This is a genomic window from Chamaesiphon minutus PCC 6605, assembly GCF_000317145.1.
GTDB lineage: Bacteria > Cyanobacteriota > Cyanobacteriia > Cyanobacteriales > Chamaesiphonaceae > Chamaesiphon > Chamaesiphon minutus.
In genome coordinates, this window is record NC_019697.1 from 2564699 (window position 1) to 2588239 (window position 23541).

At 47.2% G+C, this 23541-nt stretch carries 15 protein-coding genes and 1 pseudogene; 14 read left to right on the top strand and 2 right to left on the bottom strand.

The window, feature by feature from the left end:
* The first annotated feature begins 361 nt into the window (after nucleotides 1-361).
* The 3 genes from CHA6605_RS11875 to CHA6605_RS11885 all read left to right on the top strand — a co-directional run bounded on the left by CHA6605_RS11875 (nucleotide 362) and on the right by CHA6605_RS11885 (nucleotide 12031).
* Nucleotides 362-4408 carry a glycerophosphodiester phosphodiesterase family protein gene (locus CHA6605_RS11875; RefSeq protein ID WP_015159682.1) on the top strand — a complete coding sequence of 1349 codons (4047 nt, stop codon included), beginning with the start codon at nucleotides 362-364 and terminating at the stop codon, nucleotides 4406-4408.
* Between the two features lie 418 nt (nucleotides 4409-4826).
* Entirely contained in the window at nucleotides 4827-10721 is a 5895-nt protein-coding gene (locus tag CHA6605_RS11880; protein ID WP_015159683.1) for a phytase, read from the top strand.
* A gap of 554 nt (nucleotides 10722-11275) precedes the next feature.
* Nucleotides 11276-12031, top strand: coding sequence for a leucine-rich repeat domain-containing protein (locus CHA6605_RS11885; RefSeq protein ID WP_015159684.1), 756 nt, complete (start codon nucleotides 11276-11278; stop codon nucleotides 12029-12031).
* 294 nt (nucleotides 12032-12325) lie between these two features.
* Here CHA6605_RS11885 and CHA6605_RS11890 read toward each other — a convergent pair whose 3' ends face one another.
* Both CHA6605_RS11890 and CHA6605_RS36170 read right to left on the bottom strand, forming a co-directional pair.
* The gene (locus CHA6605_RS11890; RefSeq protein WP_051038841.1) at nucleotides 12326-12697 is read right to left on the bottom strand and encodes a LysR substrate-binding domain-containing protein; all 372 of its coding nucleotides are present in this window, start codon (nucleotides 12695-12697) and stop codon (nucleotides 12326-12328) included.
* Nucleotides 12698-12743: 46 nt separating this feature from the next.
* Entirely contained in the window at nucleotides 12744-12878 is a 135-nt protein-coding gene (locus CHA6605_RS36170) for a hypothetical protein (RefSeq protein WP_269744578.1), read from the bottom strand.
* Between the two features lie 66 nt (nucleotides 12879-12944).
* Here CHA6605_RS36170 and CHA6605_RS11895 point away from each other — a divergent pair, with 66 nt between their 5' ends.
* The 11 genes and pseudogenes from CHA6605_RS11895 to CHA6605_RS11945 all read left to right on the top strand — a co-directional run bounded on the left by CHA6605_RS11895 (nucleotide 12945) and on the right by CHA6605_RS11945 (nucleotide 23457).
* Entirely contained in the window at nucleotides 12945-15344 is a 2400-nt protein-coding gene (locus CHA6605_RS11895; protein ID WP_015159685.1) for a metallophosphoesterase, read from the top strand.
* A gap of 393 nt (nucleotides 15345-15737) precedes the next feature.
* A complete protein-coding gene (locus tag CHA6605_RS11905; protein ID WP_015159687.1) occupies nucleotides 15738-16721 on the top strand; it encodes a DUF2382 domain-containing protein in 984 nt (327 codons plus the stop codon).
* Nucleotides 16722-16894: 173 nt separating this feature from the next.
* Nucleotides 16895-17449: a DUF2382 domain-containing protein gene (locus CHA6605_RS11910; protein ID WP_015159688.1), complete on the top strand. Its 555-nt coding sequence runs from the start codon at nucleotides 16895-16897 to the stop codon at nucleotides 17447-17449.
* A gap of 134 nt (nucleotides 17450-17583) precedes the next feature.
* Entirely contained in the window at nucleotides 17584-17796 is a 213-nt protein-coding gene (locus CHA6605_RS11915) for a hypothetical protein (RefSeq protein WP_015159689.1), read from the top strand.
* 6 nt (nucleotides 17797-17802) lie between these two features.
* A complete protein-coding gene (locus CHA6605_RS11920) occupies nucleotides 17803-18516 on the top strand; it encodes an SDR family NAD(P)-dependent oxidoreductase (protein WP_015159690.1) in 714 nt (237 codons plus the stop codon).
* Between the two features lie 73 nt (nucleotides 18517-18589).
* The gene (locus tag CHA6605_RS11925; protein WP_015159691.1) at nucleotides 18590-19207 is read left to right on the top strand and encodes an FMN-dependent NADH-azoreductase; all 618 of its coding nucleotides are present in this window, start codon (nucleotides 18590-18592) and stop codon (nucleotides 19205-19207) included.
* 66 nt (nucleotides 19208-19273) lie between these two features.
* Nucleotides 19274-20278 (top strand): NADP-dependent oxidoreductase, encoded by a 1005-nt coding sequence (locus tag CHA6605_RS11930; protein WP_015159692.1) that lies wholly within the window; start codon nucleotides 19274-19276, stop codon nucleotides 20276-20278.
* A gap of 40 nt (nucleotides 20279-20318) precedes the next feature.
* Nucleotides 20319-20630, top strand: a pseudogene (locus CHA6605_RS37265) (DUF2600 family protein); the annotation flags it as partial.
* The gene (locus CHA6605_RS11935; protein WP_015159693.1) at nucleotides 20630-20902 is read left to right on the top strand and encodes a hypothetical protein; all 273 of its coding nucleotides are present in this window, start codon (nucleotides 20630-20632) and stop codon (nucleotides 20900-20902) included. The pseudogene CHA6605_RS37265 and the gene CHA6605_RS11935, both read left to right, overlap by 1 nt.
* A gap of 63 nt (nucleotides 20903-20965) precedes the next feature.
* Entirely contained in the window at nucleotides 20966-21532 is a 567-nt protein-coding gene (locus CHA6605_RS11940) for a sugar O-acetyltransferase (RefSeq protein WP_015159694.1), read from the top strand.
* Between the two features lie 194 nt (nucleotides 21533-21726).
* Nucleotides 21727-23457, top strand: coding sequence for an ABC transporter ATP-binding protein/permease (locus tag CHA6605_RS11945; protein WP_015159695.1), 1731 nt, complete (start codon nucleotides 21727-21729; stop codon nucleotides 23455-23457).
* Nucleotides 23458-23541 lie beyond the last annotated feature (84 nt).

Here is a 23541-nt window from a genome sequence, read left to right on the forward strand (position 1 = left end):
GGATGTGCCATTGGGCGGCCTGTCTAGAGTCGCTAACGATTCTACTAGTAACTAGCAACTTACGTTAAATACTCGCAAACCGCAAAAGCATCTTTTCAAGAATCAATGCTTGGCAACGTATAAAACACAACATTTTCGTGATTGAAAAACACAAACAAGATGCTGAATATAAGCATGAAATAACTAATCCTTAACCTGCGACTGATATCCTGATTTTGGCAGATTTCTCTTGTCGATACAAATACTAATAACTTAAAAACTCGATCGAGGCGATCGATAGTTTTACAGACGATCGATCGAACTAGCAACTCAACTACTCAAAGCTACATCTACTCACCGAATAATAAATAGGTAAGCGATCGTGGAAAATACACCGATAGTTACACTTAAAGGTTTTGCCTCTCTTCCCGCCGATACTTTCGCGGCTGGCCCCCAGTCAGGCAAAGCTATTACAGGCAATACCAATGGCAGAACCGTACCATTTGGCTCACAACCAGTTCAAGGATTCAGTGGCGTTCAAGTTGCCGATGGTAATTCTTTTTGGTATTTAGCCGATAACGGTTTCGGTGCAAAGGATAATAGTGCTGATTTTCTCTTGCGTTTGTATCGTTTAGATCCAAATTTTCGAGGCTACGAAGCAGGCGGCGATGGCAATGTTAAAGTCTTAAACTTCGTTCAATTTTCCGATCCTGACAAGAAAGTTCCGTTTAATATTACCAATCAAGCTACTAGCGATCGACTCCTCACAGGCGCAGATTTTGACTTAGAATCATTCACGATCGCTAAAGACGGTACATTCTGGGTTGGTGAAGAATTTGGCCCCTATTTACTCCATTTCGATGCGACTGGTAAATTATTGGATGCGCCGATTCCCACGCCCAATCCGGCGGCGACTATGCTCAAAACTTTGGGTGGCAAAACCCCGATCGTCATCGGACATCGCGGTGCTAGCGGTGAGTTACCAGAACACACTCTGGGCGCATATAAACTCGCCATCGAACGTGGTGCCGACTTCATCGAACCGGACTTAGTTTCGACCAAAGATGGCGTACTAATTGCCAGACACGAACCGAATTTAATCGCGACTACTAACGTTAAAGATAAACCCGAATTTGCCAGTCGGAAGACCACTAAAATGGTCGATGGCGTAGCCGAAGAAGGATTTTTTGCTTCGGACTTCACCTTGGCAGAAATTAAGACCTTACGGGCGATTATGCCGCAGAGCGAGCGGACGCAAGTATTTAATAACTTGTATGAAATTCCGACTTTTGAAGAAATCATCAACCTTCTCCAGCAAGTAGAGGCCGATACTGGCAAGAAGATCGGCATCTATCCCGAAACCAAGCATCCGACTTTCCACGACAATCTCAAATTATCGTTGGAAGAACCCCTACTAGCGACCCTCCAAAAAACTGGATTCACCGACCCCAGCCGCGTCTTTATTCAATCCTTTGAAGTGTCCAACCTCAAAGAACTCAATGGCAAAACCAATCTACCATTGGTGCAGTTGTTGGATGCCTATGATGTCGCGCTCGATGGTTCGCTGATTTACCAAGATGTCAATAAGCAACCCTATGACTTCACTGTTAAGGGTGACAAACGCACCTACGCTGACTTACAGACCAAAGCAGGCTTGGCAGAAATTGCCACCTACGCCGATGGGATTGGCCCCTGGAAGCCGATGATTATTGCTAGCAAGGGTGTGGATGCCAATGGTGATGGTAAAGCGGATGATGTCAATAAAGATGGTTTGGTAGACGAACGCGATCGAACTTTACTCCCACCTTCATCATTGGTTGCCGACGCTCATGCCAATGGTTTGCTCGTTCATGCTTATACCTTCCGCAACGAAGCGCGACGGTTAGCTTCAAACTACAACGGCAATCCGCTCGAAGAATACAAAGCCTTTATCAACGCTGGTGTTGATGGCTTCTTCTCCGATTTCCCTGGTACTGCGGATTCGGCGCGCGACCAAATTACTAGTCCATTGGTGCGATCGCCCCAAAATCCCGATGTTTTAGCCAAAACCAAATTTCAAACCCTCGATGGCAATGCCCCCCTAGTTCTCGGACATCGCGGCGCAAGTGGCGATCGTCCCGAACATACCCTCGCAGCCTATAAACTCGCGATCGCCGATGGTGCGGATTTTATCGAGCCAGACTTAGTAACGACTAAAGATGGGATCTTAATCGCTCGGCACGAGCCGTTGTTGGGTGTGGTGTTATTAAATGCCGATGGTACCATCAAACGCGATGCTAGTGGCAAGTTTGAACTCAACACTACCGACACCAGTACGAATGTCGCCCAGATTGCCAAATTTGCCGATCGATTGACAGTCAAAACTGTCGATGGAGTCAAAGTTGGTGGTTGGTTTGCCGAAGACTTCACCCTCGCAGAAGTCAAAGAGTTAAACGCGATCGAACGGCTCCCAGCTTTGCGCGGGACTAAGTACGATAACGACGGCTTAAAAGTACCGACATTGCAAGAGATTATCGACTTGGTAAAACAAGTAGAGAAAGATACCGGACGCAAAATCGGCATCTATCCCGAAACCAAGCACCCGACTTATTTTGCATCGGAAGGTACCAAGCTTGACGGCACCAAGATTAATGTCAATCTCGGTCAAAAGCTAATCGATACCTTAGTTTCAAGCAACTTTACCGATCCCAAGCGGGTATTTATCCAATCCTTTGAGGTGGGCAATCTCAAAGAAATTAACGATAAAATCATGCCTGCGGCCAAAGTCGATCTGCCCCTAGTGCAGTTATATGGCGGTGCTACTGGCAAACCTTATGACTTTATCGTCAGCGGCGATGCGCGGACTTATGGCGATCTGACCAAACCTGCTGAACTCGCCAATATTGCGAAATATGCAGCGGGTATCGGCCCCAACAAACGCCTCATCGTGCCATCTAGTACGGTAGACAATGATAAAGACGGCAAACCAGACGACCTCAATGGCGACGGTCAAATTAACGAAGCCGATCGCGTTTTGGGTACGCCTACCACGTTAGTAACAGACGCTCACAAGGCTGGTTTACAGGTACATCCTTATACCTTCCGCAACGAAGGTGTCTTCCTGGCTTCCGACTATAAAGGCGACCCGAAAAAAGAATTAGAACAGTTCATCAATTTGGGTGTCGATGCCTTCTTCACCGACTTCCCTGGTACTGGCGACTTGGTACGCGACAAATTTGTCGGCACGCCTGCGGTAGCTAACTTGGGCGGTTCTCGCGGCTTTGAAGGCATGGCAATTTCACCCGACAAAAAAACTCTGTATCCCTTGCTCGAAGGTACGGTATTTGGCGATCCGGCTGGTTCGCTCCGCATTTATGAATTTGATGTTGCGACCCAGCAATACAAAGGTCAACTCGGTTTCTACAAAATGGAAGCTGCTGGAAATGCGATCGGCGATTTTGCAGTCATCAACAAAAATGAGTACCTCGTCATCGAACGCGATGGTGGTCAAGGTGCGACGGCTCTATTTAAGAAGATCTACAAAGTTGACCTTTCCAAAAAAGATGCCAACGGTAATGTCTTTAAAGAAGAAGTTGTCGATTTACTCAATATTCAAGACCCCAACGACTTGAATAAAGATGGTAGCACCAAATTTACCTTCCCCTTCGTCACGATCGAGAATGTTATCGTACTCGATAACAATACGATTTTGGTTGCTAACGATAACAATTATCCCTTCTCGACAGGTCGCTCGGCGACTGCACCCGACAATAACGAATCGATTATTTTGGAACTAGCCAAACCCCTATCGACCGTTACTCAAGTATCGGGTACGACGGGTAACGATAACATCATCGCCAAGGTAACACCAGGATTCGATGGGTTTAACGATAGTGTTTTTACTGGTGCTGGTAACGATACTGTCGATGTGCCGATTGGGGGTGCGGCGACTGGCGAAAACAGGATCGACACGGGGAGCGGTGCCGACACGCTCTTCGTAGGTAATGGCGATCGAGCCTTTGGCAGTGCTGGCGACGACATCTTTGAAGCAAATGATGCCAAAGATTACCGGATTTCTGCGGGTGCTGGTAACGATACTCTGTTCCTCGGTACCAATGGACGCGCGCTCGGTGGCGACGGTAACGATAAGTTGTTTGTTGGTGCTGGCGGCGGTAACATCCTGTCTGGCGGAGCGGGTGCCGACCAATTCTGGATTGCTAATGCCGAACTACCTTCTGGCTCGAATACGATCGTCGATTTCCAAATCGGTACCGATGTTATCGGGATTCAAGGGGCAAAAAGTTTGGGGATTAGTGCGACAACTTTAGTTCTAAATCAAGTTGGTGCGGATACTTCGATTAACTTTGGCTCTCAAACCTTGGCAATCCTGACGGGTATTCAAGCTAATAGCTTGACTCCAGGTAATTCTAGTCAGTTTGTGTTTGGTTAAAACTGCAAATTAGCTTTCCTGTGTAAACTCGCCAGGGGAAATAAGTAATCGATATTATTTATTCTCCTGGTTTTTTATATTCGATCGAGGAGAAGACTTAATCGGAGAGGATGTGCTATTCAACCATTAGCCTATAAGGTGCATATACATCTGAAATTGTCGATCGATATCGATCCCATTTCGATTGAAATATATGCAATAAATTCAGCGTAACAATATTATCAAGAGATTAAGTAGTTATTAAGGAAAACAAAAAACAATGATTGCCAAACATCTTCAATAAACGCGATCGTTTTTATACAGCACTAATTTGAGATTAACAGTTTACTAGAGACTGAACCGATCGATATTCACAGCAATAGCAGGATCGATCCACCGAGTCTGCTTTTATTTTAATTCTTCATTCTGACAATAAGCTATGAATACTGCTAATGGCACCAATATTCGCTTCGCTCAGTTTAATGCATCTCTCAACCGTAACGCTGACGGTCAACTGATTAACGATCTGTCCACCCCCATAATTCCCGATACTAGAGCGATTGGTGCGGCTGATAGTCCCAATCGTAATCAGGCATTACGGGTTCAGCAAGCCAAAAATGCTGCCGAAATCATTCAACGCAATAATCCCGATGTATTGTTGATTAATGAATTCGATGTTAATGCAGCGAATCCAAGTAAAGCTGTCGAATTATTTATTAATAACTTCCTCAAAGTCGGACAAAATGGTGCTAGTCCGGTAGATTATAAATATTTTTATATCGCGCCCAGTAATACAGGCATTCCATCGGGTTTCGATCTAAATAATAATGGCAGTACCGTTACAACGCTGACGAATGGTATCGGTGATAATGGTTACGGTGACGACTCATTTGGGTTTGGTAACTTCCCCGGTCAATTTGGGATGGTGGTGTTATCGAAATATGAAATCGATACGGCGAATGTAAGAACCTTTCAGAATTTTCTCTGGAAAGATATGCCAGGTGGTTTGCTCACCAACGATCCGACGATCGATAATCCGGCTACGCCAGTTAACGAGAACCTGAATGGTTTCTACTCGGCGGCAGAAATCGACAAGTTGCGGTTATCTTCTAAGAGCTATTGGGACGTGCCAATCAAAGTCAATGGAGAAATCATTCACGCCCTCGTCAGTCACCCTACGCCGCCTGTTTTTGATGGCACTGAAGACCGGAATGGGAAACGAAATTCTGATGAAATTCGCTTTTGGGCGGATTATGTTTCGCCAGGGCAAGGTGGCTATATTTATGATGATAAGGGTGGTAAAGGCAGCATCACTGGCGGTTCGAGTTTTGTAATTATGGGCGACCAAAATGCCGATCCGCGCGATGGCGATAGTTATAAAAACGCGATTAGTCAGTTGTTAGGCAACCCCAATATCAATACCAATTCGATCCCAACCAGTGCGGGTGGGCCGCAACAGTCGGCACTTCAAGGTTTAATTAATAACACCCAAACTGGAAATCCGGCTTTCGATACAGCGGATTTTGCCGATAGTGGTACCAATCCTGGTAACTTGCGGACGGATTATGTACTGCCTTCAGCCGATCTGACCATTTCTAATAGTGGGGTATTTTGGCCGTTAAATACCGATCCGACTTTTGCCCCTGTGGGTGTATTTAATGCGACGTTACCTGGTGGTTTCGCGACTTCGGATCACCGTTTGGTATTTGCTGATGTCCAAGTCGGGGTCACGCCGAGCGGTAAATCCGTTGCGAGTGCGGGTTTTATCGGTCAAAAGACGTTCGCAACTGGAGTGATTCCGGCTGGTGCCGCAGGGAAAATCAATGGTGTGGATGTGCCGCTGGGTGGTTTGTCTGGCGTGACTTACGATGCTGCCAAAAACCAGTATTATGCGATTTCTGACGATCGATCCTCCAATGCCCGGTTCTATACTTTTACCCTCAATCCGGTTACTAGCGACGTAACTTTTACTAATGTCGTCCAACTCAAGGATCTCAATGGCAATCCCTTCGCTGCTAATAGTCTCGACCCTGAAGGCATCGCTTTAACGCAAAATGGTACCGTATTTATCTCCTCTGAAGGTGAAGCCAACCCCGCTGTCGGGCGCGTTTCCAACCCATTTATTAAAGAGTTTTCCCTGACTACCGGACAAGAAATTCGCTCTCTCCCCGTATCGACTAAATTCTTGCCCAAAGTCACCGATACCAATGCTAATGGCATCGTCGATGCACCCGATACCCAAACCGCTGGAGTTCGGAACAATGCCGCATTTGAGAGTCTGACAATCTCGCCTGACAAAAAAACGTTGTATACAGCTACCGAAAATTCCTTATTTCAGGATGGCACGGTGGCTACGCCGACAACAGGTACTAATTCGCGGATCGTCCAGTACAACTCGATTACGGGTCAACCGGAAAAAGAATACATTTATCAAACCGATCGAGTTGCCCTAGCACCGATTCCCGCAACTGCCTTTGCTACCAATGGTTTGGTCGATTTACTAGCGATCGACGATCGCGGTACCATGTTAGCCCTCGAACGATCCTTCTCAACAGGCGTACCAGGAACGGGCAACACGATTAAGATTTACGAAATATCCTTGCAAGGTGCGTCGGATATTAGTGCGATCGATAGTTTAGCAAGTCTGACTCCAGCTCAATTAGCCGCTCTCCAACCCGTTCAAAAACGGTTAGTGTTGAACTTAGACGATCTGAAATTACCCACGGGAACGGATAATATCGAAGGCTTGGCGTTTGGCCCCAAACTCGCTGACGGTCGCCAATCGATCGTGTTGGTCAGCGATAATAACTTCAGTGCGACCCAGTTTACCCAAATTATTACCTTGGGCGCGGATTTAGTACCGACTGCCACACCGACTGTCGAAACTCGTCCCGCACTCTTAGACGATGGTTCGCTACCCTTCAGTCAGCGGGCAGATGCTGACGATCCGGCGGTGTATGTCAATGCCACTGACTCGGCGAAAAGCTTGGTAGTTACGAGTGTTAAAAATGGTGGTTTGCGGGTGTATGACTTATCCGGCAATCTGATTCAAACCATCAATCCCAGCAATCCCGACATTCGTTACAACAATGTGGATCTGCAATATGGCTTTACACTAGGCGGTCAAAAAATCGATATCGCCGTCGCCAGCGATCGCAATAACGATAAACTAGCGATCTTCAAGATTAATCCGGCGGGTACGGGTGGTAATTATCTCGAAAATATTACCGACTCCAGCGCGGCGACCATTTTCCAAGCCGCACCTTTTACCGCGCCATTCTCGGCATCGGCGACGAGTGCTTATGGCTTGGCACTTTACCGCAGCCCCGTTAGCAACGATTACTACGCCTTCGCCACCCGTCGTCAGACTGGCGATGTCGCTCAACTCAAATTGGTCGATAAAGGTAACGGCAAAATCGGTTACGAACTAGTTCGCAACTTCACTGTGCCTTCTTCCACCACCGCCGGAGCTTCCGCTCAAACCGAAGGCATCGTCGCCGACCAAGAAACCGGATTATTATATATCGGGCAAGAAGATGTCGGCATCTGGAAATATAACGCCGAACCCACAGGCGGTAAATTTGGCACCTTGATTGAGAAAGTCAAAGCCGAAGGCGGTCAAAACCTCACCAATGATGTCGAAGGTTTAACCATTTACTACGGTAAAAATGGCACGGGTTATTTACTGGCTTCCAGCCAAGGCGACAATACTTTTGCCGCTTATACCCGCGAAGGTAATAACGATTTTATCGGACGGTTTGGCGTTGGGAGTAACGGCTCGATCGATAGCGTCCAAGAATCTGACGGTGCAGAAGTCATCAACTTACCACTGGGTGCGAATTTCCCGAATGGTTTATTTGTCACCCAAGATGGCAGTAACGATCCTGCCAAAATCGTCGATAGCGAAAATATTAGTTCCAACTTCAAATTCGTACCGTTTGAAAATATCGCCAATACCTTCGCCACACCGCTAAAGATCGATACTACCAGCTACAACCCCCGCAACCCCGTCGCGCGATTGGGTGTAGTCGAGTCAGCCTTCCCTAATGGCGTAGCCAGTGGCGACACCACCCAGACATCCACCGTTCTATGGACGCGCGCTAATGTCCCTGGTAAAGTCACCTTTGAATACTCCACCAAGGCTGATTTTAGCTCGATCGCAGGCACCCAAACCGCCACCGTCACCAACCCCTTGCAACCCGTCAAAGTTGATGTAACTGGCTTAAACGCTAATACCAACTACTTCTACCGCGTCACCGATGCCAATGGCACCAAAACTGCTGGTAAATTTAGTACGGCAGCGGCATTGGGTCAACAGACAGGCTTGAAATTTGGCGTATCCGGCGACTGGCGAGGGGAACTAGCACCCTATCCAGCCATTAACAATGCCGACGATGCGAATCTCAAATTCTTTATCGAGTTGGGCGATACCGTCTACGCCGACGTACGTTCTCCTGCCGTCAAAAATGCCGATGGTACCGAAAAATCCCAAGTTACCACCTTGGCAGAATACCGCGCCAAACATGCTGAAGTCTATGGTAGTCGCTACGGTCAAAATACTTGGGGAGATCTGCGCGCCTCGACCTCGATCCTCGCCTCCATTGACGATCATGAAGTCACCAACGACTTTGCTGGTGGTCAAGATTTGGCAACGTCTACTGCCGCCCAACAAGCTCTCTACGGTGCGAAAACAGGTCTGGTCAACGATGCGCCCTTATTTGAAAACGGGTTGCAAGCCTTCTGGGAATACAACCCACTCCGCGATCTCACTTACAATACCCCCGGCGATACCCGGACTGATGGCGAACGCAAGCTCTATCGTTACAACACCTATGGTAGCGATGCTGCCACCATTGTCCTCGATGCCCGTTCTTTTCGCGATCGCGAGCTAGCAGGCGTTACCAATACCAACGATACCGCACAAGTCGCGGCATTCCTGACCCAATCCTTCGACCCCAGCCGGACGATGTTAGGTAAGGTCCAAGTTGCCGATCTCAAGCGAGACTTACTCCAATCTCAAAAAGACGGTGTGACCTGGAAGTTTGTCAATATCAGCCAACCGATTGCAAATATCGGCGTTCTGGCTGCTGGCGATCGATTTGAAGGTTATGCCGCCGAGCGCACAGAAATTCTCAAATATGTCAACGACAACAAAATTGAGAACGTCGTCTTTGTCGCCGCTGATATCCACGGCACCTTAGTCAACAACCTGACTTATCAAACTGCCCCAGGTCAAGCGCAAATCGCCACCAGTGCCTTTGAAATCACCACGGGTTCTGTCGGCTACTCCCAACCTTTCGGTCAGACTGTAGCGCAATTAGGCGCGACTCTGGGCATAATTACACCCCAACAGAAAGCGTTGTACGACTCGCTTCCTACCGCCGGAAAAGACACCTTCATCAAAGGAGTCGTCGATAACGGACTGCAACCATTAGGTTACGATCCGCTCGGTTTAGATAAAAACCTGTCCCAAGCCAACGGCTTAATTAACGCCAAACTGCTGCAAGGCGATTATGTTGCCACCCACGTCTACGGCTGGACTGAGTTTAATATCGACAAACAGACTCAAAAACTCACCGTCACCACCTACAGCATCGATCCTTACACCCGCGCCGAAATCGAAGCCAACCCCACAGCAATTATCGATCGTCAGCCCAAAGTCGTCAGTCAATTTGAAGTCACTCCCAATAATGTCGCCCCGACTCTAGTTGCGGGAACTGCGGGAGCCGATAATTTCATCGCTGGCATCACCCCCGGCTTCGACGGTTTCAACGATAACGTCTTCACGGGTGCTGGTAACGATACTGTGGATATCCCGATTTCTGGTGCCAATGCTGGTAACAACCGGATCGATCTCGGTAGCGGTAATGATGTTATTTACGTGGCTAATGGCGATCGATCCTTCGGTAGCACAGGTGATGATATCTTCGAGGCAAATGATGTCAAAGACTATCGGATCTCTGCTGGTGCTGGTAACGATACCATCTTCCTCGGTACTAACGGTCGCGCTTTAGGTGGCGAAGGTAACGACAAATTCTTTGTCGGAACTGGTGGCAGTAACCTGATTTCTGGTGGTGCTGGTGCCGACCAATTCTGGATCGCCAATGCTGAGATTCCATCAGCCGCGAATACCATCTTGGACTTCCAAATCGGTACCGATGTTATCGGCATTCAAGGAGCTAAGAGTCTGGGTATTAGCGCGACAACTTTGGTTTTAAATCAAGTTGGAGCCGATACTTCGATTAACTTTGGCAGTCAAACTTTGGCAGTACTAACTGGTATTCAAGCTAATAGTTTGACTCCAAGCAATGCTGGACAATTCGTGTTTGCTTAAAACTGAAAAATAGCTTTTCTATATAGATTTGTCAGGAGAAGTAAGCGATCGATATTATTTATTTGGCGTTGCTGAATTGATGTATGAAACCATCGGTAGGGGTCATTAATGAATTACCCCTACCGATGGTTTCATGGGTTGCATAATCGGTTAATCATACATAGAAATCAGCAACGCCAGATTTCTCAGTTTAGAGGCTAAAGTGTTTGAGCCTGATTGTTTGACGAACTCGATCGAGTAATCGAGGTGATTGATTCATGATAAAGGATCGGATCTAGCTGTATCAAATATCAGATCATAATTTTTAGTTGCTTCATACAGTATTTTTACTGGATAAATCTACTAATTAGGGTAGTTATACCGCAAAAGTGCTCGATAAGACCCCCATTCCCTGGAGTTATACCGCAGATCTGCGACAAAGTATCCTCGTAGGGATGTTATTCGGCAAAGTGCCGCATAATATATAGTTATGCCGCCTGCCCGATAGTTGATCGAAACGGTCTTTGAGGTGGATCGTTTAGTAACCCAAGTTGCCAGTTAGAAACGGTAAAGGTATGAAAAAAGATGGGTTACTCAATAGAATATTCCGCTTAAAGCTGTCGTTTTACAGCCTTGTTACCTTACTTGCTCTCACTGCTAGCTGTACAGCTCTTCAGCCTGAACTTAAGATCGAAAACTCACCTATCACAGCTACACCGACGGTTGTAGAGTCCATACAAACTCAAAGTTTCGCCGACTGGTGCCAGCGCAAAGCGTCTGTTCCTTCAGACACTCGACATACAATTAATGTCCTGCTGGAAATCGCTAAAACAAATGACTGCAAATTAGCAGATAGTAGAATTAGAAGACATATCCTTAAAAATGGCAGCTTTCTCTATCTTAGGGGCAGAAAGATTAGCGATCTCAAGCCAATCTCAGGATTCACTGAAATCACGGCTATCTTTCTCGATAATAATCAGATTCGTGATTTACAGCCGCTGACAACCTTGAGCAATGTGTCCACTGCCGAACTCGGTAACAATCAGATTAGCGATTTACGACCGCTGGCTAGGATGAGTCAATTGACTAGACTTGATCTCAGAAACAACCGGATCAGCGATGTCACTCCCCTAGCTGCTTTGAGCGAGATGAGAGACCTAATTCTCGATAACAACCAGATTACTGATTTAAGTTCGCTGCGAGTCCTACGTCATTTAGGACAACTTCATGTGCGTAACAACCCTCTTTCTGACAAAACTTGTCCGCTCAAGCCGCGTCTCCTTGGCATTCCTGAGCTTGATGCATACGCTAAGATATGCAGGTTCGATTAGGCTGAGAAGTCTAGAGCATTACCGGATTGTTCACCAACCGCTACGAATTTGGTTGAGCGGTATGATGTCTTCCACAGGTCTAGAACGCTGCCGAATCACCTCATTCAATGTGTTGCAGGCAGGCGAAGTTGCAAAGTGATAGGTTGAGCAGCAGAGCAACGCATAACAATTCCGCTGCACTGGAACGAAGTCAAGTTATCGGTAAGATGCAGAGTTCATCTGCGTCCGGTGAGCGGGAACGTTATCCGGCTTGAGATGTGGATTAGGCGGTATTTCAGGTTTATTTGAACAGATTCAGCATTTCCCACATAAATTGACGAGTTGCGATCGCAGCCACGCCTGGGATGAATCAGAATGATTTCGTTCGTGCCACATCATCTTCAAGTTAGAGGGGAGAATTTCAAGTGGCGGTGGAGTCAGGTGCAACCGATCGAGGACACCGCTCATTTCTACAATTCGAGTGGGCAAAACAGCGAGTAAGTCCGAACCCGCAACCAGTTGAGGGGCAACAGCAAACTGATTAACTGTAAGCATAATCCGCCGTTTTAGCCCCTGTTCTAATAAAATCAAATCAATAAAACCTGTGGGTTCTCCTGTCAGCGTGACGAGCAAGTGCTTTGCTCGAACATATTGCTCTAGATATCGCGTAGGGTGGGCACTGCCCACCAGCTAGGTTTCAGGCAAAATCTATTTTACAAATAATTGCGCCTACCTACTTAACACAATAATCGGGACGACTGTTAACCTGACGACTCCCTGCTTTTAACGTTGGAATGGGACGATGAGCTTTTAGGTATGTCTTGAGAAAAAACGATCGCTCTTCGATTAAGCTTTTTCGTGTATTCATCGTGGATTAAATACTAATACACCAAGGTACTAAGCTGATGTTCGTGTACTCTTATCCTTAACTGCAATGACTGAATTCCGCGTCAATCCCTACCTCCAAAATCCATCTTCCAAGGGTATCAATGTCACCTGGTTCACCACTAAAGACGTAGATGCCACCCTCACTGTCACTGGGCCAGGTCTGAGTAAACCCTTAGTGTTCCAGAGTGACGCTACCTTAGCACCAGTGTTGGCTTATACCACCGCAGAACAGAAACAGTCGATCGCTGGTATCAAGGACAGTTGGTTGCTCGATAATAATAACTACAAGCATACAGTTGCAGTAGACGGTTTGCAGCCTGGGAAAACCTATAACTATACCGTCACCCAGGGGAGTTCCACCTTTAATTCCACATTTGAAACTGCCCCCAGTGCTACAGACTGGTCTAGCATTCGCTTTATTGCCATGTCTGATAGTGAGACAGAACCCCTGGGGCGAGTCACCTATCGGGAGTGGCAACCAGGTTTAATCGCAGAGGGTTCTACGCGCCCCAATTCAACCGATAGTAATTGGGCGAAAAAGTTTGGCACCAACGGTACTGGCACTGCCCAAACCCTGCGCTATGCCCTAACAGAAACTGTGGGCTATCAAGAGAACTTAGAGATCGTTAATAGTCGCACTCCCGACTTCTTGCTAATGCCAGGGGACTTAGTGCAGGGGGGCGGCTATCAACCAGGTTGGGATGAATTTTTCCGCCACAACGCTGGGGAGTATGCCAGCGGTCTTTCTAAATATCCGATTTTGCCTGCTCTGGGGAACTGGGAAAATTTTGGCGCACTCAATGGCGGCTATGGTACCGATGCGGATGGTCGCTTTGGCCCCAAGTTCGGTCGAGATAAGTATCATACTTACTTCGATGCTCCAGAAAATGGAACTCCGGCTCACAGGGATAATTACTACCGCGTTGACTACGGCCCCGTTACCGTCCTGACTTTAGACAGCTCCAACGGCGAACCAGACGATCGCCGGAGTAACTATGGTGGTGCGGGGCAACCCCCCAAGGTAAGTGGCACAGACTTTACAGGCCCAGGTACCGACACCCAGGAGAACTATACCCGCGCACAGTACGAAAGCTTTGGCGGCACAGACCTAGCAGACTTTAACCCTGGTAGCATTCAATGGAACTGGGTAAAAAGTCAACTTCAGGATGCCCGCAACAAAGGACAAATCATCTTTATCCAGTATCACCATGCCCCCTACAGCGATGGCGAACACGGCCAACCCATGAACCATACCCAATCCTCTGGTCAAGGGGGAACACCCCTCCGCCAGTATCAGAGCATGTTCGAGGAGTATGGCGTTGCGGCAGTCCTCTCTGGGCATAGTGAAATGTTCGAGCGGAGCTTTGTGGATGAAAATCGCGACGGGATCGGGGTGAATTACTACGATGTAGGGGTATCTGGCGATGGACTGCGGGGCGAAAAGCGCACCGGATCTGGGTTTGACACTCCTTTACTCAACTATAACCAGTACAGTCAGTGGACAGCCGACCAAAATGCAGCGGAAGTATGGAAAGTAGTAAACGGTGTACCCCAATTAATCGACGGAGGCAAACACTACGGTCACTTGGAGGTCAACATCGAACCCTTCAGTCCCGTACCAGGTATTGTCGCCAAAATTCAGTTTACGCCAGTCTATAGCTTCCCGATTCTGGATGCAAACTATAACCTCGTGACCACCGAACGCCGTGTCTACAATGACGAGACGATCCTGCTCGTGACCGATACAGGGAGAGTAATTAACAGTTCCTTGGGTCCCGATGCAACGGTGGCCTTATTTAAAGAGAATCTGGTTGCTGCCACACCAGGCAACGATCTGGTAATTGCCAATGCCCCCGGTAGTAAAGCAGACGGCATCAATGACACGATCTTCACTGGAGCAGGCAACGATGAAGTAGACACAACCTTATCGCGTTCTCTAGCGATTAAAGGACACAACCGCATTTTGACGGGCAGTGGCAATGATGTATCGATCGTCACAGACAACGATCGATCCTTCGGCAGCACAGGTGACGATATCTTCGAGGCAAATGATGCCAAAAACTATCGGCTCTCTGGTGGCGACGGCAACGATACTTTCTACCTGGGTGCTAGTGGTCGCGCTTTAGGTGGCGATGGTGCCGATAAGTTCTTTGTCGGTGCTGGCGGCGGTAACATCCTCTCTGGCGGCGCGGGTGCCGACCAATTTTGGATTGCTAATGCCGAGCTGCCGAGTGCGGCTAATACGATCGTCGATTTCCAAATCGGTACCGATGTTATTGGCATTCAAGGTGCTGCGAGTTTGGGTATTAGTGCCAGCACGATTAAATTAAATCAAGTTGGTGCCGATACTTCGATTGTCTTTGGCGGTAAATCTCTAGCCTTACTTACAGGTATTCAAGCTAGTAGCTTGACTCCTGGTAATTCCAGTCAGTTTGTGTTTGCTTAAAAATTGTAATTAACATTTTTTGATTCTACGATTGGGGGCAATTTATAAGTTGCCCCTTAGTTTGTGCGCTCTGCTGATATTTGGGTAGAAATCGATCGAATCGTAGCAAACTCCAGCTAAATATTTATACATGCACTGTAGCTTTGGTAATCGCGGCAGACAGATTTCGATTCTGATGCTGATAGGCTCTGCCAATGAAATCCTTAATTCCGAAATAGGCGATGAAGAAGTTTTTAAATTATTGAACAGAGCAAAAAAATCGAGCGGCTGTTTCGCTCTCTCTCTATTGGTGCGATCGAGATCGGCAGATCGAAAGATAACTAAAAATAGTCAATTTTGTATCATTTACGAGTACATCAGTCTAAACAAAGTTTAGAACTAGGAGTAAATTAGATGTCTCTTTACAAGATTAAAGACTTCGATCCAGAGTACAGCAAACACTTTGACGATGGCGATGTCATCGGCCTAGATCTCTACGCCGAAAATGACAAGATTGGTTCGGTAGATGACATTATGGTCGATGATAACGGGAATATTCGCTACCTGCTGATTAACACTGGCATGTGGGTTGCAGGCAAACGAGTATTGTTACCGATCGGACGCGCGCGCATCGACTACGGCCAAAAAAGAGTCTATGCCGGAACTCTCACCAAGAGCCAAGTCGAAGCTCTCCCTGAATTGACCGAAGAAACTAACGTCGATGACGACCACGAAGAACGGGTGCGTGGTGTCTATCGCTCCTCGACGCCAGAGTTCCAGCAACAAACGCCACATACAATTGGGGTTGGTTATACGGGAGCCGAGAGTTATCCAGCCAGCACGCACAGCGAACCGATGCTCGATCTCGACACCCCCTACGTCGATGGTCAGATCGAGTACGATCGTCAAGCTGCGCCAGTACCTACTCCCGTACCCGCTCCAATGCCCGTACCTACTCCCGCGCCCGTAGCCGATCGCGATGACGATATGTATGCGATCGACGATCGCAATCATCCTAGCTTTAAACTCTATCAAGAGCGGCTAGTAGCTAGCAAAACCCGTCAGAAGACTGGGGAAGCCGTGATTCGCAAGCATGTAGAGACAGAAACAGCCACCGCGTCGGTACCCGTTGAAAAAGAGCGTGTAGTCATCGAGCGCGTGCCCAGCACTGGTGGTACTGCTGTCGCACCTGGGGAAGTTGCCTTCAAAGACGGCGAAGTCTCCCGTGTAGAAGTGTACGAAGAAGTACCGGAATTTCATAAAGAAGCCTTCGTCCGTGAAGAAGTCAAAGTCAGCAAAGTTGTAGAACAGGAAACTGCTACAACTCAAGAGCAGATACGACGTGAAGAACTAGATATTAAAAATGCTGGCGATCGACCGATCGTCGATAACAAATAGACGCTCATGTGGGGCAACTTTATCTGAGTTGCCCAGTACGAAATCGAGATCGCTAACAATTGTAGATAGAGCAAAATCCACTCTATCTATGATTCTCTTTCATAGAGGCTCCGCCAACGACAGCGATAATTTTTATTGGATATTGAGAGCGCAACACCCTTAAAGACAAAATCATGATTTACGATCGATCTAAAGATAGTCAGCAACAGCCAGATCTAGTTCAGCTTCAAAAAAATGCTACCGATTCAACCAGAATTCTTACAGAAGAAACTATCTATTTGTTAGAAGAACGCTTGATGGTAGATCTGACGAGACACAAGACTGGGGAGATTGTCGTTCGTAAAGAGATTGACACCCAGGTTTTGCATGTTGAAGTACCAGTAAGGCGTGAAAAGCTGATTGTCGAACAAGTCAGTCCTGAATACAAGCTCATCGCTCAAATCGATCTCGGCTCAGAACAGCTCGATCGAGGGGCGATTTCGTATGTAAATCATGATGATTCGATCGTCATTAATGGCAACTCTAAATCTTTACCGATCGACAATAATCACAGCACAACAGTGGGTGGTACTGTTACTTCGCCCCAATCTGCGATCGATATATTGGCAGAGATTGTGCGGATGGCTGAGGAAGATTGCGAAACAGTTAGGATTGAAATCTCCCTTAAAAACAATCGCAATCGAGATACATATCAAAGATTATTTGCAGGCGATCGTTCGATTAATTGATAATTGAAAGGTGATAACTTAAAATACGGCACGTTTAGTTGCTGGTATAGGCAAAAATTGGGAGATCGAGAATCGATCGCCTAAAATTGATAGCAAATTAGTAAAATACACCAGATTGTAAGGAGACAATCCGCATGAGTTATACCGATTTCGTTGACGAAATTAGCCTTGCCGAACAAGCTGAAAATCTAGGCAGAATGGCGATGATGATGGGACTGATTCCTAGTTTTGTCGTTCGGCATTTTCCCGATAGTTGGGAGTTTTATATTCCTGACGAGACTGGCAATAGACTGACGCCAGAAGAAGCATATTTACATCTCAATCGATTAGTCGATCCCGATAATTAACCCAAGATGAATACAAATCCTGCCGAGCGGCGCAAATATGCCCTAGTTACAGGTGGAAACAAAGGGATCGGCTTCGCAATTTGCCAAGGCTTACTCGCTGCTGAGTTTGATGTGATTTTAGCAGCCAGATCGATCGAGAATGCCACAACCGCCATCGAAAAGCTGCAATCCGATAACATCCATGCGTTGGTGCTAGACGTATCTAACGATGATTCAATCGAGCGCGCCGCCAAAGAATATGGCGAAAAATTCACCCATCTCGATGTCTTAATTAACAACGCAGGCATTTATCCAGATGAGGACGTAAACATCCTCACAGTCGATCGAGAATTGCTAGATCGAGCGATGAATACCAATGCCTTTGGCGCAATTCGCACCACCCAAGCCTTTTTACCGCATTTATCCAAAGCTACAGCGGCGCGAGTAATTAATCTGTCCAGCGACTTAGGTGCCTTAGATGGCATATCTACCGAGACGCCTAGCTATTCCCTCTCCAAACTCGCGCTCAACGGTGCAACCATCTTGCTAGCCACCGCTCTCAAATTCCAAAAAATTGCCGTCTACTCCATGTGTCCCGGTTGGGTAAGAACCGATATGGGCGGCTCCAACGCCTCCCGCTCTCCAGCACAAGGCGCAGACACTGCCATCTGGCTAGCAACAGATGCCGACCTGAATTTGAGCGGAAAATTTTTCCGAGATCGAAAACAAATTCCCTTCTAATCTAAATCACCCAATCGATCGCCGCTAGTTCGCGAACATCCAGACAACCCACAGTCCCAACTCCTCACTCCCCATGACCCACATCCTCCACATCGACGCCAGTCCCCGCCAAGAGAGGTCTGTCTCTCGCACCCTTACCAAAGAATTTATCACTAATTGGCAAACCGCTCATCCCGACGATACCGTCACCTACCGCGATCTCGGACATCATGCCATTCCCTTTGTTGACGAAGACTGGATTGCCGCTGCTTATTCTGCACCCGAACAGCACACCCCCGCTCAAAAACAAGCCATTCAACTCTCTAACGAGCTAGTCGATGAATTTATAGCTGCCGATCGCTATGTCTTCGGGATTCCGATGTACAACTTTAGTATCCCTGCCAGCTTCAAGGCATATATCGACCAAATTACCCGCGTCGGGCGGACATTTGCCGTCGATGCTAACGGGTACAAAGGACTAGTTCATAACAAGAAAATGACCATTATTACCGCCAGTAGCGGTGCATATCCCGACGGTAGCCCCGGTCATAGTTATGACATGCAAACACCCTATCTCCAGCTCATTTTTGGCTTCATGGGCATCACCGATGTGGAGTTTATTCACGCCGATAGTCTCAGCATGGGTGACGAAGCCCGCGATAAAGCGATCGCCACCGCCCAATCCGCAATCAAAACCGCTGTTCTGGCTTAGAGGTTCCACGATATCGATCGTTAATAGTTCGCTGTAAGCTGCCAAACCCCCTACTCCCCAATCCCCATGACCCAAATCGTCAGTCGCGAAATTCATCTCATCTCCCGCCCCCACGGAATGCCCACCGCCGCCAACTTCGCCACCGTCGAAAACAAGCTAGAACCGCTACCAGACGAAAGCATCCTCGTTCGCAACCTCTACATGTCGGTAGATCCATACATGCGGGGTCGGATGAACGATACCAAATCTTACGTACCACCGTTTCAACTGGGTCAACCGATGGAAGGTAGCGCAGTTGGCGAAGTTGTGGAATCTCGCGCCGAAGGGTTCAAAGCTGGCGATATCGTCACCTCCATGTTGGGCTGGCGCGAATACTTTATCGCTGAAGCCCAGGCATTGCATCCAGTCAACCGTGAAATTCAACCGCTGTCGGTTTATCTGGGTACCCTGGGTGCGACGGGTTTAACGGCTTGGGCGGGGTTAAATTTGGTCGATGTCAAAGCTGGCGATATCGTCTTTATTTCTGGTGCTGCTGGCGCAGTCGGTAATGTCGCCGGACAATTGGCAAAATTGCGCGGATGCGAAGTTATCGGCGCGGCGGGTTCGGGTGAAAAAATCGACTTCCTCAAAAATGAGTGTGGATTCGATCGAGTATTTAATTACAAAGATGCGCCAGTTTTAGAACAACTAAATCGGGTCGCACCAGATGGGATCGATGTCTATTTCGATAATGTCGGCGGCGCAAGTCTCGAAGCTGCACTCGCAGTGTTGCGAACTTACGGTCGGATTATTGCCTGTGGGGGTATCTCTGGCTACAACGCCGAAAAACCTGCTCCTGGGCCGAGTAATTTGTTTAACATTACCACCAAACGTTTGACGATGAAAGGACTAATTGTCAGCGATTCGCTCAACCTCATTGATGAGTTCCACAAGGAAGTAGGTGGCTATTTTCAGGCAGGTAAATTGAAAAATAGAGAAACAGTAGCCACTGGGATCGATCGAGCCGTAGAAGCCTTTCTCGGCCTATTTGACGGCAAAAATATTGGCAAGATGGTTGTGAAGCTCGATTAAAGACTCGTACAAAGTAGGAAAATAAAGCGATCGATTTGTTTACTTTTTCAAAGCAGCAGATCGAGCTGTCGATCGATTACCGGATCGAGACTTTCATCGACTGATTAATCGCGCTCTATTAGGTGTCTACTTATCCGATTGCAAAGTAAACGCCCAAAAGAACGTCAAGATAGTTACCAAGAAGATGCTTCCTTACGGTGGTATAACGGCATTGGTATTTTTGTGGAATCGTTTAATGATGGAGTGGATTCGGCACCAATATAAACTCGGACGATCGCTAGTTAATAAGCTTTCGATCGGACAGTTCGCGCTCGGCAAAATCAAATCATTACACAACCAACCCCAAATCTAATGAGAGATACCTGGCTCGATCGATTCTTTCGAGACAAAAATGGCAATATCGTCATCATTCAACCGCCAAATCTACCGATTATGGTGTGGGCGATCTCCAGCTTTCTCCAGGTCATTTTTAAAACTGGAATAATTCATACCGGATTGGAGACGATTTCCTTAATTGCGATTTTTATTTGGTCTTTGGCAGAAATATTTCAAGGCGTTAATTACTTTCGGCGATCGCTCGGAGTATTCGTGCTAATTGTCACGATTGTCTCCAAACTCTCCTAAAGCTGAGTAACTGAGTCGATAATTAGCTACAATCGATCGCCAGATGGTAATTGAGGGCATCAAATGAGTCAGACAGAACGGGAAAAAATGCTGGCAAACGAGCCATACTTTTCGCTCTCCGATCCAGAACTGCAAATGATGATGGCCGCAGCACAAGAGCTGCTGTATCCCTTCAATCATTCGCGCCCTGAAGAACACGAAAAACGTGCGAAAATTATTAGCAAGCTATTTGGATCGATCGGCAGAAACTTCACAATTAAGCCACCTTTTATGTGTGACTTTGGTTGCCATATCCATGCAAAAGACAACCTATTTATTAACTACGATTGCGTCATTTTAGATTGCAACGAAGTTTTCATTGGCAATAATGTCATGTTCGCGCCCAAGGTGCAAATTTATACCGCATATCATCCCCTCGATCCAGAAATTAGAAGATCCGGTTTGGAAATGGCGGCACCGATTACGATCGAGGATGATGTCTGGATTGGCGGTGGCGCAATTATCTGTCCCGGCGTCACCATTGGCGCGGGTACGACTATTGGTGCGGGTAGTGTCGTCATCAGAGATCTTCCCCCTAATGTTGTCGCGGTCGGCAATCCTTGTCGCGTCATTAGAAATCTTTACAATTAATTAGTAACCCAAGTTCCTAGTTCTCACCTCAGCGGTTAGAAACCGCTGCTCATAGTGCAAAGTCCGCCTACGCGGACTAAAATCCTAGTCCGCGTAGGCGGACTTTGCACCACCAGCCACGACTTCCAGTCGTAGGCTCCAGTAACTAGCAACTTGCGTTAATAGTCGATCGTTGGCGACACATCACAAAAATCATGCAAAGATTCAATCTCACCGTATTCAGACAGTTTTGGGCGATCGCCAAATCTTATTGGTCGAGCGATGATAAGTGGCGCGCGCGGGGGTTATTGCTTGCCGTCATCGTGTTGTCATTGGGCTATACCGGATTGAGCGTCCTGCTCAATAACAAACGCGGCGTGCTGATTTCGGCTCTATCGGCGCGCGATGAGGCGAGATTTTGGCAGACAATTTTGGTATTTACCGGAACATTAGTTGTCTACGCACCGCTGTTTGCTGGCTATGTCTATTTGCGCGACAGGTTGGGTGTTGAATGGCGCAAATGGTTGACAAATTCGTTTCTCGATCGCTACTTCCAGAATCGATCGTTTTACAACCTCAACTATGCCGAAGCTAATATCGACAACCCCGATCAACGGATTGCCGAAGATGTCAAAAGCTTCACCCAGGAGTCACTGACACTTCTACTAGCCTTGGTTGATTCATTACTAGCGATCGCCGCATTTACGAGCGTCCTGTGGGGCATTTCGCCGCCGCTGATCTTATTTTTGGTCGTCTATGCGCTCGTGGGTACTCTGGCGACGGTAGGCATCTTCGGACAGCCATTGATGCGACTCAATTTCGAGCGACTCAAAAAAGAAGCTGATTTTCGCTTTAGTTTAGTCCGAGTGCGCGAAAATGCCGAAGCGATCGCGTTTTATCAGGGCGAAGGCTACGAAGCCGATCGAATTCAAAGTCGATTCGCAGAAGTATTCGACAACTTTAAACGGTTGATTTTTTGGGAACTAAATCTAAATATTCTCACCAATGCCTACGAATTTATTCCCTTCATTCTCCCTGCAATTGTGGTTGCACCTGGGATTTTTGCAGGCGAGTTAGAAGTTGGTAAAGTCACCGAAGCTCAAGGAGCTTTCATTCGGGTCTTTTTCTCGCTCAATTTAATCGTCTCGCGCTTTCAAGCTCTGACCACTTTTGGGGCTGGTGTCGAGCGTTTATATACTTTCATGCAATCCTTGGATGGTACAGTCGCCACCGATTCACAATCTGAAGATTCGGCGCAACCGACGATCGAAACAGAAGTTATCTGTGCCACCAATGCGCCAGTAGTCGAGCGACTAGAACTCGATCGGGTGACACTCCAAACCCCCAACCGCGAACGCACTTTAATCGAGGATTTGTCGATCGAATTATCGCCCAGTGAAGGTCTACTCGTCCGAGGGCCGAGCGGTTGTGGTAAAAGTTCATTACTCCGCGCGATCGTTGGATTGTGGGATGCTGGTACGGGCAAAATTATCCGTCCGCCATTAACAGAAATGCTATTTTTACCCCAACGACCTTATATGGTATTGGGCACATTACGCGATCAAATGTTGTATCCACATATGGATGCCGAAGTGGAAGATAGTTATCTGAGCAAGATTTTAATTCAGGTTAATCTACCCAACTTAGAACAACAACACGGCGGCTTTCATACCGAACAAAATTGGGCGCAGGTATTATCATTAGGCGAACAACAGCGGTTGATTTTTGCCCGCTTGCTAATTAACAAACCTCGCTATGCAATTTTAGATGAGGCAACTAGCGCGCTAGATACGCAAAATGAAAAACAGTTATATCAACAGCTTCGCGATTCGGGAATGACATATTTGAGTGTCGGACATCGCGAAAGTTTGAGCGATTATCACCAGTCAATTTTGGAGCTGGCAACCGATCGAGCTTGGTCTTTGATGGCTGTAACTAAAGAATAATGGTAAAAGGCATTACAAGATTTCAACAACTTATGTGTGAACCAACACGACTACTCATACCCACATCCTGACTGCGATTGTTGA